The organism is Nonomuraea composti (genome assembly GCF_012034275.1).
GTDB lineage: Bacteria > Actinomycetota > Actinomycetes > Streptosporangiales > Streptosporangiaceae > Nonomuraea > Nonomuraea composti.
Map to the genome: position 1 here is coordinate 18736 of NZ_JAATEP010000003.1, position 17249 is coordinate 35984.

Here is a 17249-nt window from a genome sequence, read left to right on the forward strand (position 1 = left end):
CGTTTCGGGAGAGTGTAGATCCACCCCGGGGGTGGCTCGGCGTCGGCCTGTGGGAGTCCGCGGCACTGTGACCCGGGGCTAGGGGCGGGTGTCGGCGAGGTCGTTGGCGGCGATGTAGCCGAAGGTCATGGCGGGGCCGATGGTCGAGCCGGAGCCGGCGTAGCTGTGGCCCATGACGGCCGCGCTGGCGTTGCCGGCGGCGTACAGGCCGGGGATGACGGTCCCGTCGGCGCGCAGGACGCGGGCGCGGGCGTCCGTGCGCATCCCGCCCTTCGTGCCGAGGTCGCCGGGGATGATCTCGAACGCGTAGAAGGGCGGCAGCCACAGCGGGGCCAGGCACGGGTTCGGCTTGACGAGGGGGTCGGCGTAGTAGCGGTCGTAGGCGCTGTCGCCGCGGCGGAAGTCGAGGTCCTTGCCGGTGGTGGCGAAGGTGTTGAAGCGGTTGACGGTGGCGCGCAGCGCGGCCTGGGGGACGCCGATCTTCTGGGCGAGCTGCTCGACGCTCCACGCCTGGAACGCGGCGCCGCTGTCGAACCAGGCGGCGGGCAGCGGCAGCAGCGGCGCGACGTCGCGGAACAGGTACTTGTTGCGGTAGTGCTGGTCGACGATCAGCCAGGCGGGGATGTGCGGGTCGGCGGCGCTGTCGCGGTCGTACATGACGTGGACGACGTCGCTGTACGGGGCGCCCTCGTTGACGAAGCGCACGCCCTTGCCGTTGACGAGGATGCCGCCGGGCAGGGTGCGCTCGGCGAGGCAGAAGTAGGGCTCGTCCGGCAGCGGGATCGAGGGGCCCCACCAGGCGTCGTCCATGAGGTCGAGCGCGGCGCCGGCCCGCTCGCCGGCTTCGATGCCGTCGCCGGTGTTCTCCTTGGCGCCGACGGTCCAGCTCGTGCCGATGGGCTGGCGCTGGAACTCGGCGCGCATGGCCGCGCTGTGCTCGAACCCGCCAGAGCCGACGATCACGCCGAGCCTGGCCCTGATCGAGCCGGCCGGGGTGCGCACGCCCGTGACGCGGCCGGCCTCGCTGGTCAGGTCGAGCAGCGGGGTGTTCAGCAGCACCGGGACGCCTGCGGCGAGGAGCCCGGCGCGCAGCCCGGCGGCCAGTGACTGGCCCATGGTCAGCGGCTTCTCGCCGCGCAGCGCGGCCTCGGTGCCGCGCAGGAGGCATGCGGCGCTCACCTCCAGGCCCTTGGGGTTGACGGCGGCGAGCGTGAGCCACTTGTAGTCGGCGCTGTGCACGACCATGCCGGCCGGGCTGGGGATGTACGGGGCGTTCAGCCGGGCCAGCTCGGCGCCGAGGAGGTTGCCGTCGAGCTGGGCGGGCTCGATGGAGCGGCCGTCCGGCATGCCGCCGGGCAGCTCGGGATAGTAGTCGGAGTAGCCCTGCATGAACCGGAAGCGCAGCGGGCTGTTGCGCAGCACGAACGAGATCATGGCGGGCCCGGCGGCCAGGAACGCGCGCTGCCGTTCGATCGGCACGGTGTCGCCGACGACGCGGGCGAGGTAGGCGGCGGCCTTGGCCGGGGTGTCCTGGACGCCGGCGGCGAGGATGACCTCGTTGTTGGGGATCCAGATGCCGGCGCCGGAGCGGGCGGCCGAGCCGCCGAATGTGGGCGCCTTCTCGATCACGACGGTGCGCAGGCCGCGCTTGGCCGCCGTCAGCGCCGCGGTCATCCCGGCGGCGCCGGCGCCGACGACCACGACGTCGTACTCGGCGTCAGCGAAGGAGGCGTCGGCGCGGGCGGGTGCGCTGCCCAGGGTGGCGCCCGTGACCAGCGCGCCGCCGGCGACGGCGGCGCCGCGCAGGAGGGTGCGGCGGGTGGGGCCCTGCGGGTGCGGGCCCGTGGTCGTTGATCCCGACATGCGCCCAAGCATGCGCTTGGTTGTTTCGGCTGTCAACGGCCGGTTTCCTAGGGAAATTCCCAGGGCCGTCCCGGACTCGGTGTCGGCGCGCGGGTCCTACGGTCGTCCTGCCGGCCCAGCACAGCGGCGGAGGGCGGCGGGAGAACGGAGGGCGCCGTGGCCGATGGCACAGAGCTCCGCATTCACGGCGTCGCCGGCAGCGCTCCCCAGTCGGTGCTGTTCGCCGACCCGGTGCCGGTGACCGCCGACGCGTCGGGCGTCGGCGTGTACGCGCCGTTCCCCGACACCGTCCCCGGCGTCCACCGCCAGGCCTACGTCTGGGGCAACCTCACCTCCGGCGGGCGGTGGCGGGCGTTCTGGCTGCTCCTGCTGCCGTTCGCGCTGTCGAACATCGCCTTCTTCATGACGCCCCGCTGCGCGCCGCCCGCGAGGGAGCGCGGGCACGCGCTGCGCCGCGCGGCCGAGCTGGGCCACCGCTGGTTCGCGCTGGCGCTCACCTGCACGATGATCACGGCGACGGCGGCCGCGTCGATGGACGTCGTCGCCTGGCAGTCCGTGCGGACGACCGAGGTCTCGGCGTTCCCGCCGGTCCGGTGGCTGACCACGGTCGCGAGCGGCGATCCGGCGCTCCGGCTGGCGCTCGCCTCGCTGCTCCCCCTGGTCGTGCTGGCCGCGCTCTGGCGGGTGGCCCACCTGACGTGGGTCAGGCTGGACCGGTACTGCCCTGACGGCACGGACTGGCAACGCACCCCGCCCGATCCCGATCTCCCGCTTCTCGCCCACCCCGGCATATGGAACGGCGGCGATCCCGTCGGCCGGATGCGTTCCCTGCACGTGGCGATCGGTTTCGCCGTCATCGCGATCCTGATGGCGGCGCCGTTCACCGCCCGCCCGCTCTTCGCCGCGCTGTGGGTCGCGGAGCTGGCCGTGCTCGTCGTCACGGTCGCGCTGGCGGCGCTGCCGCAGGTGGCCAGGCGCTACGGGGCGGGCGGCGAGCCGGGCTGGGTGGGCCGGCTGGAGCTGGCGTGCAGGATCGTGCGGGACGTGGCCGTGGCCGGTTACGCCCTCGCCTTCGCCGCCCTGGTCGTCGCACGGCCGTACGCGCCGCCCGAAGGTGCCCTGCCGGGCTCGCACGCCCTGCAGACCTGGCTGTTCCTCGCGCAGGTGATCCTGCTGGCCGCGATCGCCGTCCTGACCTACGCCCTGGCCAGGATCAGCGCCGCCCCGGGCGATGCCGGGCTCCGGTACAGGCGGGCCATGGGCGGGATGGCCGCCCCGGTCACGCTGCTGCTGGCGTGGATGCTGACCAAGGGGTTCGCCATCGGGCTGGCCTTCACGGTGGCCGAGATCGTGGGCCGGCCCTCGTACCCGGAAGGGGCGGGCGGGGACGCCATCGTGCTGCCCGCCGCCCACTGGTGGGCGGCGCCGGCGGGCCTGGCGACCCTGCTCGTGGCCGCCGTCGTCGCCGGCTGGCTGCTGCGGGTGCGCTCCGCCGCCGCGAAGGAGCCGCGGCGCGGGGAGCGGGTGAGCGAGAGCGTGCGCGGGGCGTGGGCGACCGCGGAGCTGACCGACCGCTGCGGCACCGTGCTCACGGCCCTGGCGCTGGTCCCGGCCCTGGCGATCGGCACCGTGGGCGTCACGACGCTCACGGCCGCGAAGCCGTGGGAGGGCTGGGTGATCGCCCTGAGCGTCGCCGTGCTCATCTGCCTCACGGCCGGGTTGCTGCTGCTCGGCTGGCAGGCGTACAGCAACACCGCGTTGCGCCGCACGGTCGGGGTGCTGTGGGACATCAGCACGTTCTGGCCGCGCGCCACCCATCCGCTCGCACCCCCGTGTTACGCCGAACGGGTGATCCCGGAGCTGGTGACCCACGTCCGCGGCCTGCTTGACGACGGCGGCGACCGGGTCGTGATCTCCGGGCACAGCCAGGGCAGCGTCATCGCGGCGGCACTCGTGCTGCAGGTGGACCCGGAGGTCAGGACGCGCACGCGGCTGCTGACCCACGGCTCGCCGCTGTGCCGCCTGTACGCGCGCTACTTCCCCGCCTACTTCGGCGCCGGCGCGATCGAGGCCGTACGGCAGGCGCTGCGCGATCCGGCCCGGCCGGCGGAGGCCACCTGGCGCAACCTCTACCGGCGTACCGACCCCATCGGCGGGGCGATCCTGGCCGGCGAGAACGACGTGGACCTGTGCCTGCGGGACCCCGAGCGCGACGGCGAGCCGATCCGCGGGCACGGCGACTACTACGTGGACGCCGCCTACACCCGCGTCCTCACCGGCTGGATCGCCCCGTGACCGCGGCGGTCACGCGGGCGTGCCGTGCCGGTGCCGCGGGCCGAGCGCGCGCAGCAGGTCCAGCGCCTCGGTGCCGCCGGGCGGCGGGGTGAAGATGCGCAGCCGCTGGTCCGCCGCCGGCGTCGCCAGCAGCTCGCAGTCGAACGCGATCCGGCCCAGCTCGGGATGGACGATCCGGTACGGGTGCGAGCGGCGCACCGCGACCTCGTGCCGTTCCCAGAGCGCTGCGAACTCGGGGCTGGCCGCGCGCAGCCGCGTGACCAGGGCGCGCGACGCCGCGTCGTCCCCGCGGTGCGCCACCGCGGCCCGCAGGTCGGCGACGAGCTGCCGGGCCAGCTCCTCGTGCTCCTCGGGCGCGAAGTGGCCGCGCACGTCCGGCTCGGTGAACCAGCGCAGCACGATGTTGCGGTCCTCGGGCGCCACCGTGCACACGCAGCCGAACAGGGCCTGCGCCAGGTCGTTCTGGGCCAGCAGGTCGCCGAGGTCGCTCAAGACCTGCACCGGGACGCTGTCGAGCCGGTCGAGCAGGTACAGCATGCTCGGCCGCAGGTACTCCCCCGCCCGCGCCCCCTCCGGCGGGCGGTGCCCGGCGAGCAGGTACAGGTGGTCCCGCTCGTCGACGGTCAGCCGCAGCGCGCGGGTCAGCGCGGCCAGCACCTGCGCCGACGGCTGCGGGCTCCTGGCCTGTTCGAGGCGCATGTAGTAGTCGGCCGAGATGTCGGCGAGCGCGGCGACCTCCTCGCGGCGCAGGCCCGGCGTGCGCCGCCGCGGCCCCTCCACGAGCCCGACGTCCCGGGGCGTGAGCCGTCCCCTGGATCGGCGCAGGAAGTCGGCGAGTTCGTCGCGGTTCATCCCCATGTGGGTAGTGATATCACCCTTCGTCGCTTCGCATCCTCGGACCGCCGGTCCTAGGGAGAGCGGTCCGTTCCACGGCCCCCTGGGGCGGCGGCATGGTGGAGCCGCAGCCGACAACGGGAGCAAGGGGAGAACGATGAAGGCAGTGCGGTTTCACGAGTACGGCGGGATCGAGGTCCTGCGGGTGGAGGAGGTGGAGCGGCCGGTGCCCGGCCCCGGGCAGGTGCTGGTCAAGGTGAAGGCGGCCGGGATCAACCCGGGCGAGGCGTACATCCGCGTCGGCGGGGTGCGCGAGCGGTGGCCGGCGACGTTCCCCTCCGGGCAGGGCACCGACCTGGCCGGCGTCGTGGTGGAGCTGGGCCCGCACGTGCGCGGCTTCGCGGTGGGCGACGAGGTGCTCGGCTACACCCACCGCAGGGCGAGCCACGCGCAGTACGTCGTGGTCGACGACACGGCGCTGGCCGTTCGCCCGCAGGGCCTGTCCTGGGACGTGGCGGGCTCCCTCCAGGTGGCCGGAGCCACCGCGTACGCCACCGTGTTCGCGGTCGAGCCGGGCCCCGGCGACACGGTCGTCGTGTCCGGGGCGGCGGGCGGCGTCGGGTCCCTGGCCGTGCAACTCGCGCGGCGGCGGGGCGCCACCGTGATCGGGCTGGCGAGCGAGCCGAACCACGCCTGGCTGAAGGAGCACGGCGTCATCCCGGTCGCGTACGGGCAGGGCGTGGCCGACCGCATCCGGCAGGCGGCCGGCGGGCGCGTGGACGCGTTCATCGACACGTGGGGCGACAGCTACGTGGAGCTGGCCGTGGAGCTGGGCGTGCACCCCGAGCGCATCAACACCATCCGCGACTGGCACACCGCGGCCAAGGTCGGCGCCCGCGCCTACGGGGAGAGCTCGGCGACGTCCGCGGTCGTGCTCGGCGAGCTGGCCCGCCTGGCCGCGCGCGGGGAGCTGGACGTGCCGATCGCCCGCACCTACCCCCTCGACCAGGTCCGGGACGCCTTCCGCGAGCTCGAACAGCGGCACACGCACGGCAAGATCGTGCTCAGGCCGTGGCCGGACGAGGAGCGCTGATCACCTCCCGGCGGGCAGCTCGACGCCGGCCGCCCGCAGCCGCGCCTCGACCAGCGCGTTCAGCCGGGTCCACGCCGGCTTCCCGGCCCAAGGTCAAGATCAACGGCCGCCGATCGCCTCGGAGGCGTACTCCCACAGCCGGTCCGCGGCGGCCGGGTCGACGGACCAGCTCGCGACGCCCTTCTTGGCGTCAGGCCCGCCCTGGACCACTTCGGCCTCCTGGTTGTCGTGGGTGAAGAAGCGGCCGGTCACGCCGTCCATCAGCGGGGAGGCGGCGAGCAGCACGGAGGTGGCCGCGCCCTGCTCGGGAGTGGTGAAGTGGTCGGGGGTCAGCAGGTTGCCCTCGTCGTCCATGGCGCCGGCCGCGCGCATGGCGTCCGCGTCGAGGTGCCGCTGCAGGTTCGTGTGGACGTAGCCGGGTTCGAGGGCGTTCGCGGCGATGCCGTCGCCGGCCCAGCGGCGGGCGGCGGCGACCGCGAGCAGCACGTCGGCCGTCTTCGACTGGGCGTAGGCGATCCATGGGTCGTACGGGCGGCGCTCGAAGTGCGGGTCGTCGAAGTCGACCGGCGCGAGGAGCTGGGCGCCCGAGCTGACCATGACCACCCTGGCGCCGCCGGCCTGCCGGAGGTGGTCATGAAGGCCGGTGATCAGCGCGAAGTGCCCGAGGAAGTTCGTGGCGAGCTGCAGCTCCCAGCCGTTGGCGGCGAGCCGGCGAGCGGGCAGCGCCATGATGCCGGCGTTGGCGACGACGGCGTGCACCGGCCCGCTCCACCCGGCGACGAACGCGCGCACCGACTCCAGGTCGCTCAGGTCGAGGGCCCGCCGGCCGGGCGCGGGGTTGCGGGTGGCGACCGTCACCTCGGCCCCCGCGCCCGCCAGGGCCCGCACGGTCTCCAGGCCGATCCCGGAGGCGCCGCCGGTGACGATGATCCGCCGGCCGGTGAGGTCGACGCCGGCGAGGATCTCGGAGGCGGTGGTCTTGCTGGTGAACGGGGTGGTGATGAGTGCCATGACTCAAGGGTAAGAACGTCAGGCTGGACGGAGAATACTTGTCAGTCCGGGATAGTTGCGCGACCGTCCAGACCCCGGAGGCTTGACCTTGTCACTGGCGTCAGCGTTTACGCTCGACCCGCCCGCCATCGACGAACGGACCCGCATGAGCACCGACCCGAGCCTCCTCCTCCAGCACGACCAGAGCTTCTTCGACGCCCTGACGGCCGCCGACGCGGGCCTGCTGCGGAGCCTGCTGTCGGACGACTTCGTCCTGGTCAGCGTCGAGAACGGAGCCGTCGCCGACAAGGAGCTGCTGCTCAGTTCGGTCGCCTCCGGCTCGCTGAGCTTCCCCCGCATCGACGCCTTCCCTGAGGAGTCCGTCGTGCGCTTCTTCGGGGACGTCGGCATCGTCGTGGGCCGTACCGGGATGAACTTCACCGGCCCGGACGGCTCCGCCTTCCACGCCGCGAGCCGCTACACCCACGTTTACGCCGCCACCCCCTCCGGCACCTGGCACCTGGTCTCCGCCCAGGGCACCGCGATCACGACCTGACCCGAGGCTCCGCCAGGCCCCTCCCCTGGTGCGCTCGCGGCGGCCTCGACGGTCGGGGGCTTCCCGCGCCGCCCCCGGCGGGGCGGCGCTCGGCCCTGAGGCGTGATCAGAACACCTGGGCCAGGCAGCCCAGGGCGACCGCCACCACGATGACGGCCACCGCCAGCGCTCTCACCGAGCTCGGCAGACTCAGCACGACGACCTCCCGTTTCACGCGCAGTACCGGACGAGCCATTCGTCCGCGTCGTAGGCCCAGCGGGCCGGGTCGGGGGCGGTGGCCGGGTGCTCCTCGACCGTGTCCTCCGGCCGGACCCGCTCGGGCAGCCGCCCGAAGCGACGGCGGCGCGCCGTCTCGGCGGCGTCCCGGACGGCCGGCATGTCAGGCGGCCTTCGCGTTGATCGTGACCGGGATGTTGCCGCGGGTCGCCTTGGAGTAGGGGCAGAGCTGGTGGGCCGCCGCGCCCAGCTCCTCGGCCGTCCGCTGGTCGACGCCGCCGAGCTCCAGGTTGAGCACGGCGCTGAGGCTGAACTCGCCGTCGTCGCCGTGGTGCAGGGTGGCCTCGACGGTGATGGCCGTGCTGGTCAGCTTGACCTTGCGCTGCGCGGCCGCGCGCCTGACCGCACCGAGGAAGCAGGAGCCCCAGCCGGCGGCGAAGAGCTGCTCGGGGTTGGTGGCACCGCCCGCGCCGCCGAGCTCCTTCGGGATGGCGAGGGTGGTGTCGAGCATGCCGTCGTCGGCCTGGACCCGGCCGCCGTTGCGGCCCTCGCCCGTGACGGTGACGACCCCGGTGTAGCTGACAGCCATGGCTGTGTCCCTTCTGAACGGGTGCGCCGGAGAACGCCTTCAACGTCACCGGCTTAACTGGTGACGATACTGGCGACTTCGGCGTCACCTGTCAAGCCGGTGACGCGCGTACGGGACTCGGCGGCGCGGCGCCGGCACCACGCAGCAGCGTGTCCACCACGACGTCGGCCGCCTGCGCCGGGCTCAGGTCGGGCAGCCGCTCGGCGGCGTGCTCCAGCAGCGACGGCAGGACGGTCGCCACCCAGCCGGGCGGCAGGTCGGAGCGCAGCAGCCCCTCGTCGGTGGCCCGCCGCAGGAAGAGGTCCACCTCCTCGATGAGGCGGCGGCGGCGCTCGCGGATCGTCTCCTCGCGCAGCATGCGGCTCGTCTCCACCGGCCATTTGCGGTTGACGGCGATGATGCCCTCGGCGTACCGGTGCAGCGCCACCGCCACGGGGGCCTCGCGCAGCCGGGCCGCCTCCACCGCCTCCTCGACCGCGTCGTATCGTGCTCCGTAGACGGCGGCCATGAGCTCTTCGCGGGAGGCGAAGCGGCGGTAGACGGTGCGACGGTCCACCCCCGCCGCGGCGGCGATGGCGGCGATGGTCACCGAGGGGTCGTCGGCGAGCATGCGGGCGCCCGTGCTCAGGACGCGCTCCAGGTTGCGTGTCGCATCTGCTCTCACCTCGCCAAAGGTACCGGCTGTCGTGTCACGGATAAGTGGAATTTATGCCTTCAACCGCTACGCATATGAGGCGGTTGAGCCGCTCCCGCCTGTGTACCTGCGCCGGACGGCGACGCACAGTCGAATGACTGAACGCTCCTGCCACCCGGGGCGCCGTGTCCTGCCCGGGCCAGGATTCCGCCTGGCCGGCGCGGGTAGCGTGCCTCGGTATCCCGCCGTCATCTGACTGATGTGCCGCAATCCTCCGCCGGACGACAGTAGGAGCAGGCCGTGAACCGCGCGGCCGGACACACGGAGGACTTCCATGATGAACAGGCGCACCTTCGGCAAGGTCGTCGGTCTGGCGACCGGCGCGACCGTCGCCTCGCTGGCGGGCCTGCCCGCCCTGTCCACCGCCGCAGCGGGCGCGCGGGGCACGGCCCCGACGCTGCCGCCCGTCACGCCGGGCACGCACACCTCGTTCCCGGCGCTGAAGCAGGTCAGGGCGGGCGTGCTGGACATCGGTTACGCCGAGCTGGGGCCGGCGCGCGGGCCGGTGGTGATCTGCCTGCACGGCTGGCCGTACGACATCCACAGCTTCGTGGACGTCGCCCCGCTGCTGGCGGCGCAGGGGTACCGCGTGATCGTGCCCTACCTGCGCGGCCACGGGACGACGCGGTTCCTGTCCTCCCGTACGGTGCGCAACGCCCAGCAGTCGGCGATCGCCCTGGACATCGTCGCGCTCATGGACGCACTCAAGATCGAGAAGGCGGTGCTCGCCGGCTTCGACTGGGGGTCGAGGACCGCCGACATCATCGCGGCGCTCTACCCGCAGCGTTGCAAGGCCCTGGTGTCGGTGAGCGGCTACCTCATCACCAACCTCCAGGCCAACCTCTCCCCGCTGCCGCCCAAGGCCGAGTACGCCTGGTGGTACCAGTACTACTTCGCCACCGAGCGCGGCCGCCTGGCCATGCAGGACAAGGACAAGCGGCGCGAGCTGGCCCGCCTGGTCTGGGACACCGTCTCCCCGACGTGGAAGTTCGACGACGCCACCTTCGACCGTACGGCCGCGGCCTTCGACAACCCCGACTACGCCGCCATCGTGATCCACAACTACCGCTGGCGGCTGAGCCTGGCCGAAGGCGAGCGCCGCTACGACGCGGTCGAGCAGCGGCTCCAGGCGCGGCCGGTCATCAAGGTGCCGACGATCGTCCTCGACGCCGAGCTCGACCCCTTCACCGCGCCGAACGACAGCGGCTACCGCGACCGGTTCACCGGCGCCTACGAGCACCGGACGCTGCCCGGCATCGGCCACGACCTGCCGCAGGAGGCGCCGACGGCGTTCGCGCAGGCCGTCGTGGACGTCGACCACCTCTGATCTGTCACCGCTTAGCGCATGTTTACTCTTTAAGTGCTACGTTAGTGAGACAGTTAGAGCCCACAAGGAGATCCCCATGGCCAAGACCTGGCTCATCACCGGCGCGTCCCGCGGCCTCGGGCGCCGCCTCGCCGAAGCCGTCCTCGACGCCGGAGACCACGTCGTCGCCACCGCCCGCGACCCCAAGCAGCTCGACGACCTGGTGGCCCGGCACGGCGACCGCGTGCGCGCGGTCGCGCTCGACGTGACCGACGCCGCCGCGGCCGTCCGGGCCGTCGAGGCGGCCACCGGCGCCTTCGGCAGCCTCGACGTGGTCGTCAACAACGCCGGCTACGGCAACAGCGCGGCCATCGAGGAGATGCCCGAGGACGACTTCCGCGCCCAGATCGAGACGAACCTCTTCGGCGTCGTGAACGTCACCCGCGCCGCCCTACCCGTCCTGCGCAGCCAGCGATCGGGGGTCTTCGTGCAGGTCTCCTCCATCGGCGGGCGCGTCGGCGGCACGCCCGGCATGGGCGCCTACCAGACGGCGAAGTTCGGCGTCGAAGGCTTCTCCGAGGTCCTCGCCAGCGAGGTGGCGCCCTTCGGCGTCAAGGTGATCATCGTGGAGCCGGGCGCGTTCCGTACGGACTGGCAGGGCTGGTCCATGGAGATGCACCCGGTCGGCCCCGACTACGAGCAGACCGTGGGCGCCATCCACCGCTTCCGGCGCGAGAGCGACGGCACCCAGGCCGGCGACCCGGCCCGCGCGGCCAGGGTCATCATCGACGTCGTCCGCGACGCGAACCCGCCCCGGCGGCTGCTGCTCGGCAGCGACGCCGTCGCCTCCGCCCAGAAGGCCGGCGAGCTGCGCGCCGCCGAGACCGAGAAGTGGGCCGACGTGAGCCGTTCGACCGACTTCCCCGCCGGCGGGCGCTGACCTTCCGCAAGGAACCTCCACGAACGCCGGGGCCGCCCGCCACCCGCGCCCACCCTGGCCCCGCCTCTCGACATGACCGGCCCGGCACAGCGTGGACCTGCCGGGCGTGCGGGCCAGGGGTGCGGCGCGCACGCCGTCCCGTGACTCGTCCTCTTGACAACGAGAAGGATGGGCTGATCATGCGCTGTGAAGCATTGCATAGGAAGCTTTCCTATTTAATACTGCGATCAGCGCAGCGAGTCGTTCCCGAACGGCGGCGCCCCCGTGGCGGCGAACACCATCACCCCCGCCCACGCGAACACGTCGGCGGCCGGCCCGACCGGCTCGCCCGCGAGCTGCTCCGGCGCCATGTGGCGGGCGTGCCGACGATGCTGCTCGTCACGGTCAGCGAGTGCCCCATGGCGCGGGCGATGCCGAAGTCGATGACGCGCGGCCCGTCGCGGCCCAGCAGCACGTTGGCCGGCTTGAAGTCGCGGTGCGCCACCCCGGCGCGGTGGATCGCGGCCAGCGCCGTCGCCGTCGCGACCGCGAGCCGCTGCAGGTCGGCGCCGGTGTGCCGGCCCGCCTGGCTGAGCGCGGGCCCCTCGACGTACTCGGTGACGATGTACGGCCGCCCGTCGCCCCGCCCGTCGCGGAGCACCTTGATCGCGACCGGCGCGGTGTCAGGTCGTTGCCCCAGGTAGACGACGCCCTGGCCGCCCGCCCCGAGGCGTCCGGGCAGCCGGTAGGGCCCACGGCGGGGGGATCGTCCTCCCGGAGCGGTTCGGCCTGCGGCATGACTCGCCCATAACGGCATCAACGGATCTTCAGCACCATAGCGGGAATGTCGGTATACAGGGGAAGCAGCTCGCAGCCTCACGACACCGGCCGGGAACCCTCGCTCCAGCCCCGGCACCCCTGGAACTCGATACCAGAAAACCCCACAATGGGCGGATTGTCCGTTTTCATGGCAAGATGCGGGACGTCCAGCGTGTTCCGGATCTGGAGGAATCCCATGCGCAAACCCCTCGGGGTGCTCGCCGCCGTGCTCGGCCTGGCCGCCTGCGCCCCGTCCACCGGCAGCACGCAGGGCGCCCCCTCCGCGGCGGTCACCCCCCAAGCGGACCCGACCACCACCACCCCGACCCCCACACGGACCCCCGAATCGGACAAGTGCCGCGTCACCGTGGCCCGCCCGGACGTCACCGCCCTCACGATCCAGACCTCGGCCGTCCGCCGCGACTGCGTCCGCCCCGCGCTGCTGCGCATCCGGATCAAGCGCGCCGTACCCGGGGAGGACCCGGTCGTGAAGAGCGGCGCGGCCAAGAAGGACCGCATCACCCTGAAGACCCCCTGCAAGCCGGGCACCTATTACGCGGTCGCCACCGACTACTCGACGGACACCGCCACCTCGAAGGCCGTCCGCCTGACCTGCGCCACCCCGACCCCCACCCCCACCCCCACCCCCACTCCTACGGCCACGCCCACCCCGGCCCCCAGGAAGACGGCGGCGCAGGCGACGTCCGTCGGCACGGCGCTGGAGAATGAGGTCGTCCGGCTGACCAACGCCGAGCGGGCCAAGGGCGGCTGCGACCCGCTCCGCGCGGACGCGCGCCTGCGCAGGGCGGCGTTCGGCCACTCCGCCGACATGGCCAGGCGTGGCTACTTCGACCACGACTCGCAGGACGGCCGCGACATGGTGGACCGCATCCGCGCGACCGGCTTCTCGGGCTCGGCCTGGGCGGAGAACATCGCGAAGGGGCAGCGGACGGCCGCCCAGGTGGTCCGGGACTGGATGAACAGCGCCGGCCACCGGGAGAACATCATGAACTGCTCCTACACCCACATCGGCGTGGGCGCGGCGAAGGACTCCAGCGGCCAGACCTACTGGACGCAGGACTTCGCCGCCCGCTGACGGAAGCTACAGATAGCCGGGGATGTCCTCGACCCTGTAGTAGACGGGCAGGCCGCGCTCGGTCGCGATCCGCACGTCCTGATCGGCTCCGGTGGACTCCCCCGGCAGCCGCAGGACCGCGTCACAGTGCCGCAGCAGCCGCTCCGCCGTCGGATACATGATCTCCTCGGCGACGGGATCGGCGGGCCCGCTGCCGCCGGCCCCGCGCAGCACGGGCAGGGCGACCCACTCCCCGATCATCGGGACGTGCCCGCTGCGGAAGACGGGCCACGCCGCCTCCTCCAGCCGGGCCAGGTTGCGTGCCATCAGTTCGGGGTCGTCGCCCGTACCGGAGCGGTACGGGCCGGCAATGAGAATCATCATGGGACGGGACTATAATACGAAGAAATCGGAAAGAACAAGGAGAAACGTGCATGCTGGCCGCGCAACGCCGGGAGCTGCTCCTGGAACGCCTCGCCCGGGACGGCAAGATCATCGCCAAGGACCTCGCCACCGAGCTCGGCCTGTCGGAAGACAGCATCCGCCGCGACCTGCGTGACCTCGCCGCCGCCGGCCTGTGCCAGCGGGTGTACGGCGGCGCGCTGCCCGCCTCCCCCGCGATCGCCGACTACGCCACCCGCCAGGGCGTCGAGGTCTCCGGCAAGCAGCGGGTGGCCGCCGCCGCGGCCGCGCTGGTCAGGCCCGGCAGCACCGCGATCATCGACGGTGGCACCACGGCCCTCGCCGTCGCCCGCGCCCTCCCGCCCGACCTGCGCGCCACCGTCGTCACCCACAGCCCGACCGTGGCCGGCGCCCTCGCCGAGCACCACGACGTGGAGGTCTACCTGATCGGCGGCCGGCTGTTCAAGCACTCGATGGTCTCCTGCGGCGCCGCCGCGGTGGAGGCGGCCCGCGGCGTCAACGCCGACCTCTTCCTGCTCGGCGTCACAGGCGTGCACCCGGAGACGGGCCTGACCACGGACGACGCCGACGAGGCCGCGATGAAACGCACGCTGGCCCGGCAGGCGGCCGACACGTATGTGCTGGCCAGCTCGGAGAAGATCGGCGCCGCCTCCCGCTTCTCGGTCCTGCCCCTGACGGAGGTGGCCGCCGTCATCACGGACACCGACCCCGGCAACGCCACGGTACGAGCACTCGGCATCCCCGTCATCCACGCCCCCTGACACTGCTGCACGATCATGCACGTTTCACCGTCCGGTGCACGATCACGCCGTAGGTTGACACGCGACATCGCCGTCAACCAGCATTGACGCCGTGACCGACGCTCCCCTTGACGACCTCGTCCGCCGTACCGCAGAAGAGCTGGCCGCCCGGCGGCGGGGGGCGGTCGCGGTCGGCGCGATCCGGGGAGAGGAGCGCGCGACGCACGGCGCCGGCCCGCACACCGTGTTCGAGATCGGCTCGATCACCAAGACGTTCACCGCGTTGACGCTGGCCAGGCTGGCCGGGCGCGGGGAGGTCGCGTTCGAGCAGCCCGTGCGGGAGCTGCTGCCGGACGGCGCCGCCGTGCCGCGGCGCGACGGCCGGGAGATCGAGCTGGTGCACCTGGCCTGCCACACCTCCGGCCTGCCCCGGCTGCCCAAGGGGCTGATGCCGGGTGCCCTGCTCTCGCTCGACCCCTACGCCGGCTGCACCGAGGAGGTGCTGCTGGCGGGGCTGGCCAGGACGCGGCTGCGGTCCGTGCCCGGCAGCCGGTTCCGCTACTCCAACCTCGGCGGGGGGCTGCTGGGGCTGGCGCTGGCCAGGCAGGCCGGGCTGGGCTACGACGAGCTGGTCCAGCGGGAGATCTGCCGCCCGCTCGGGCTGGCGGACACGCGGGTGGTGCTCGACGGCGAGCGGGCCGGACGGCTCGCGCCCGGGCACTCGCGCTCCGGCCGGCCCCGCCCGGGGTGGCGGCTGGCGGCCCTGGCGGGCGCGGGCGGGCTGCACTCCACGGTGCACGACCTGCTGCGGCTGGCGGCGGCCACGTTCGGGTCCGGCCCGCCGGAGATCGCCGAGGCCGTCGCGCTGACCCGCGCCGCCGGCCACCCGATCAGCGGCGTCTCGACCGCGCACGCGGGGTGGCTGTCGGTGGAGCGGGCGCGGGACAAGGGCGGGCCGCGGGTGCTGTTCCACAACGGCGGCACCGGCGGCTACCGCTCCCTGCTGGCCGTGATCCCCGAGCGGCGGACCGCCGTCGTCGTCCTCAGCGCCGACGCGCGTTCGGTGGACGCGGCGGGGATGCGGCTGCTCTCCGACCTCACCGACCGCGACGGAACGGACGAGCCGCCACCCCACGGGCCGGGGACGCCCTGACGCGACAGAGAGCCCGCGCGCCCGTCACGCGTCGCGGTGCCCGCCTCTCGGGGTCCCGTACGGGTCGTGGGGCGTGTCGGCGTAGGCCCACTGGTGGTCGCGGGCGTGCCGGCAGGCCGTCTCGACGTCTCCGGCGCGCATGACGTCCAGCAGCTCGTGGTGCTCCTCGGCCACCCGCTCCAGCTCGGGCCCCGTGACCATGAGGGCGATGGCGGTGCGGGCCTCGATCTGCAGCGCCTCCCAGGCGCGGGTCAGCAGCGCGTTGCCGCCGGCCTGCACGACGTGCCGGTGGAAGCGGGCGCTGGCCAGGCCGATGCCGGGCACGTCGCCGTCGCGGGCGCAGCGGCGCATCTCCTCGACCGCCTCCTGCAGAAGGTCGAAGGGCAGCGTGCCGGCCAGCAGGGCGAGCCGGGTCGCGGTCTCCTCCAGGGCCGCCCGCAGGATGTACGCCTCGCGGATCGTCTGCTCCACGAACGGCAGCACCCGGCTGCCGTGGCGGGGCTGGCTCTCGATGAGGCCGAGCCCTTCCAACTGCCGCAACGCCTCCCGCACGGGGGCCTGGCTGGTGCCGAACTCCTGGGCGATCTTCGTCTCGATCAGGCGGTCACCCTCGCCGAGCTCGCCGGAGACGATCCGGCGCAGGAGCCCGTCGCGGATCTGCCGGCTGAGGGTCGGCCGCGCGGACCGCGGCCCAGCGGACTGAGGGGCGGACTGGGGCGCGGGCTGGGAGGCGGACTGAGGGGCGGGCTGGGCACCGGGCTGGGCAGGGCCGAGGTTGCCCGTGGGTTCCGGCAACGAGCCTCCCGATGTCGAAAGAGGGGCCTTGACTCTCCGATCATGCCATCTACTCTCCAATTATCGATATCGATAATGGGAGCGCGAATGCTGATATCGGTTGAGATGCCAGACAGCGCCGAAGCGGCTCACGCGAGCCTCCAGGCGGACGCCGTCCCCCTGGGCGGCGGCACCCACCTCCTGACCAGGATGAACGACGAGGCCGGCCCCGACCTGCGGGTGGTCAGCCTCCGCAAGGCGGGGCTGCGCGGCATCGACGTGGACGGCGACACGGTGACCCTGGGAGCCGCCACCACCCTCGCCGACCTGGAGGACGACCCCCGGCTGGGCTACCTGGCGGGGTGCGTGCGCTCGATCGCCTCCCCGCCGGTCCGCAGCCTCGCCACGGTGGCCGGCAACCTCTTCGTGCCGCAGCCGTACGGCGACCTGGCCGCGGCCCTGCTGGCCCTGGACGCCGAGCTGGACGTGCTCGGCGCGGCCGGGCTGCGCCGCGAGCGGCTGGAGCGGGTGGTCGCGGACGGCCTGCCCGAAGGCGAGCTGGTGACGAGGATCCGGTTCACCGCTCCGGCGCCGGGCACGTTCCGCTTCCACAAGGCGAGCCGGCGGCGGCTGAACTCGGGCTCCATCGTCACGGTGGCCGCCCGCCTCACGGTCGAGGACGGCCTGGTCGCCGACGTGCGGCTCGTGCTGGGCGGCCTCTCGCGCCGCCTGCTGCGGGCGGTGGGCGCCGAGCGCGTGCTGCGGGGCGCGCCGCTGACCGCCGAGGTCGTCGCCGAGGCGGCGGGGGCGGACGTCATCGAGCCGTTCGACGACGCCTACGCCTCCGCGTGGTACCGCGCCCGGGTCTACCCCGTCCACCTGCGTCGTGCCCTGCTCGGGGCCTGAAAGG

General features: G+C 73.5%; 18 protein-coding genes. 9 read left to right on the forward strand and 9 right to left on the reverse strand.

Features of this window, described 5'->3' with window-relative positions; genetic code table 11:
• Positions 1 to 78 precede the first annotated feature (78 nt).
• The gene (kstD, locus tag HCN51_RS05475) at positions 79 to 1863 is read right to left on the reverse strand and encodes a 3-oxosteroid 1-dehydrogenase (protein ID WP_168007466.1); all 1785 of its coding nucleotides are present in this window, start codon (positions 1861 to 1863) and stop codon (positions 79 to 81) included.
• A 156-nt stretch (positions 1864 to 2019) separates the two neighbouring features.
• On the opposite strand from kstD, the gene HCN51_RS05480 reads away from it, so the two are divergent.
• Positions 2020 to 4158 carry a hypothetical protein gene (locus tag HCN51_RS05480; RefSeq protein WP_168007468.1) on the forward strand — a complete coding sequence of 713 codons (2139 nt, stop codon included), beginning with the start codon at positions 2020 to 2022 and terminating at the stop codon, positions 4156 to 4158.
• Positions 4159 to 4167: 9 nt separating this feature from the next.
• On the opposite strand, the gene HCN51_RS05485 is transcribed toward HCN51_RS05480, so the two are convergent.
• On the reverse strand, positions 4168 to 5010 hold the full coding sequence (locus HCN51_RS05485; protein ID WP_206066614.1) for a helix-turn-helix transcriptional regulator: 843 nt from the start codon (positions 5008 to 5010) through the stop codon (positions 4168 to 4170).
• A 139-nt stretch (positions 5011 to 5149) separates the two neighbouring features.
• On the opposite strand from HCN51_RS05485, the gene HCN51_RS05490 reads away from it, so the two are divergent.
• Positions 5150 to 6085 (forward strand): NADP-dependent oxidoreductase, encoded by a 936-nt coding sequence (locus HCN51_RS05490; protein WP_168007472.1) that lies wholly within the window; start codon positions 5150 to 5152, stop codon positions 6083 to 6085.
• A gap of 99 nt (positions 6086 to 6184) precedes the next feature.
• Here HCN51_RS05490 and HCN51_RS05495 read toward each other — a convergent pair whose 3' ends face one another.
• A complete protein-coding gene (locus HCN51_RS05495) occupies positions 6185 to 7096 on the reverse strand; it encodes an SDR family NAD(P)-dependent oxidoreductase (RefSeq protein WP_168007474.1) in 912 nt (303 codons plus the stop codon).
• 145 nt (positions 7097 to 7241) lie between these two features.
• Between HCN51_RS05495 and HCN51_RS05500 the strand changes: the two genes are divergently transcribed.
• Positions 7242 to 7631: a YybH family protein gene (locus HCN51_RS05500; protein ID WP_168007476.1), complete on the forward strand. Its 390-nt coding sequence runs from the start codon at positions 7242 to 7244 to the stop codon at positions 7629 to 7631.
• A gap of 210 nt (positions 7632 to 7841) precedes the next feature.
• Here the strand turns inward: HCN51_RS05500 and HCN51_RS05505 are convergent, their stop codons facing one another.
• The 3 genes from HCN51_RS05505 to HCN51_RS05515 all read right to left on the reverse strand — a co-directional run bounded on the left by HCN51_RS05505 (position 7842) and on the right by HCN51_RS05515 (position 9100).
• Positions 7842 to 8009, reverse strand: a complete 168-nt coding sequence (locus HCN51_RS05505) for a hypothetical protein (RefSeq protein WP_168007479.1) — start codon at positions 8007 to 8009, stop codon at positions 7842 to 7844.
• A 1-nt stretch (position 8010) separates the two neighbouring features.
• Positions 8011 to 8436, reverse strand: a complete 426-nt coding sequence (locus HCN51_RS05510; protein WP_168007481.1) for an organic hydroperoxide resistance protein — start codon at positions 8434 to 8436, stop codon at positions 8011 to 8013.
• Between the two features lie 91 nt (positions 8437 to 8527).
• A complete protein-coding gene (locus HCN51_RS05515) occupies positions 8528 to 9100 on the reverse strand; it encodes a TetR family transcriptional regulator (protein WP_206066615.1) in 573 nt (190 codons plus the stop codon).
• Positions 9101 to 9404: 304 nt separating this feature from the next.
• Between HCN51_RS05515 and HCN51_RS05520 the strand changes: the two genes are divergently transcribed.
• Positions 9405 to 10457: an alpha/beta fold hydrolase gene (locus tag HCN51_RS05520; RefSeq protein ID WP_168007483.1), complete on the forward strand. Its 1053-nt coding sequence runs from the start codon at positions 9405 to 9407 to the stop codon at positions 10455 to 10457.
• A 76-nt stretch (positions 10458 to 10533) separates the two neighbouring features.
• The gene (locus HCN51_RS05525) at positions 10534 to 11376 is read left to right on the forward strand and encodes an oxidoreductase (RefSeq protein ID WP_168007485.1); all 843 of its coding nucleotides are present in this window, start codon (positions 10534 to 10536) and stop codon (positions 11374 to 11376) included.
• Between the two features lie 280 nt (positions 11377 to 11656).
• Here the strand turns inward: HCN51_RS05525 and HCN51_RS05530 are convergent, their stop codons facing one another.
• Positions 11657 to 12172 (reverse strand): protein kinase domain-containing protein, encoded by a 516-nt coding sequence (locus HCN51_RS05530; RefSeq protein ID WP_240972492.1) that lies wholly within the window; start codon positions 12170 to 12172, stop codon positions 11657 to 11659.
• A gap of 198 nt (positions 12173 to 12370) precedes the next feature.
• Between HCN51_RS05530 and HCN51_RS57980 the strand changes: the two genes are divergently transcribed.
• Positions 12371 to 13270 (forward strand): CAP domain-containing protein, encoded by a 900-nt coding sequence (locus HCN51_RS57980; RefSeq protein WP_206066616.1) that lies wholly within the window; start codon positions 12371 to 12373, stop codon positions 13268 to 13270.
• Between the two features lie 6 nt (positions 13271 to 13276).
• Here HCN51_RS57980 and HCN51_RS05540 read toward each other — a convergent pair whose 3' ends face one another.
• Positions 13277 to 13633, reverse strand: coding sequence for a DUF4406 domain-containing protein (locus HCN51_RS05540; RefSeq protein WP_206066617.1), 357 nt, complete (start codon positions 13631 to 13633; stop codon positions 13277 to 13279).
• Between the two features lie 50 nt (positions 13634 to 13683).
• On the opposite strand from HCN51_RS05540, the gene HCN51_RS05545 reads away from it, so the two are divergent.
• A complete protein-coding gene (locus tag HCN51_RS05545) occupies positions 13684 to 14433 on the forward strand; it encodes a DeoR/GlpR family DNA-binding transcription regulator (RefSeq protein ID WP_168007487.1) in 750 nt (249 codons plus the stop codon).
• Between the two features lie 91 nt (positions 14434 to 14524).
• A complete protein-coding gene (locus HCN51_RS05550; protein ID WP_168007489.1) occupies positions 14525 to 15565 on the forward strand; it encodes a serine hydrolase in 1041 nt (346 codons plus the stop codon).
• 24 nt (positions 15566 to 15589) lie between these two features.
• Here the strand turns inward: HCN51_RS05550 and HCN51_RS05555 are convergent, their stop codons facing one another.
• Complete coding sequence (locus HCN51_RS05555; protein ID WP_168007491.1) at positions 15590 to 16360, reverse strand: GntR family transcriptional regulator; 771 nt, start codon at positions 16358 to 16360, stop codon at positions 15590 to 15592.
• Between the two features lie 105 nt (positions 16361 to 16465).
• On the opposite strand from HCN51_RS05555, the gene HCN51_RS05560 reads away from it, so the two are divergent.
• On the forward strand, positions 16466 to 17245 hold the full coding sequence (locus HCN51_RS05560) for an FAD binding domain-containing protein (RefSeq protein WP_168007493.1): 780 nt from the start codon (positions 16466 to 16468) through the stop codon (positions 17243 to 17245).
• Positions 17246 to 17249: the final 4 nt, after the last annotated feature.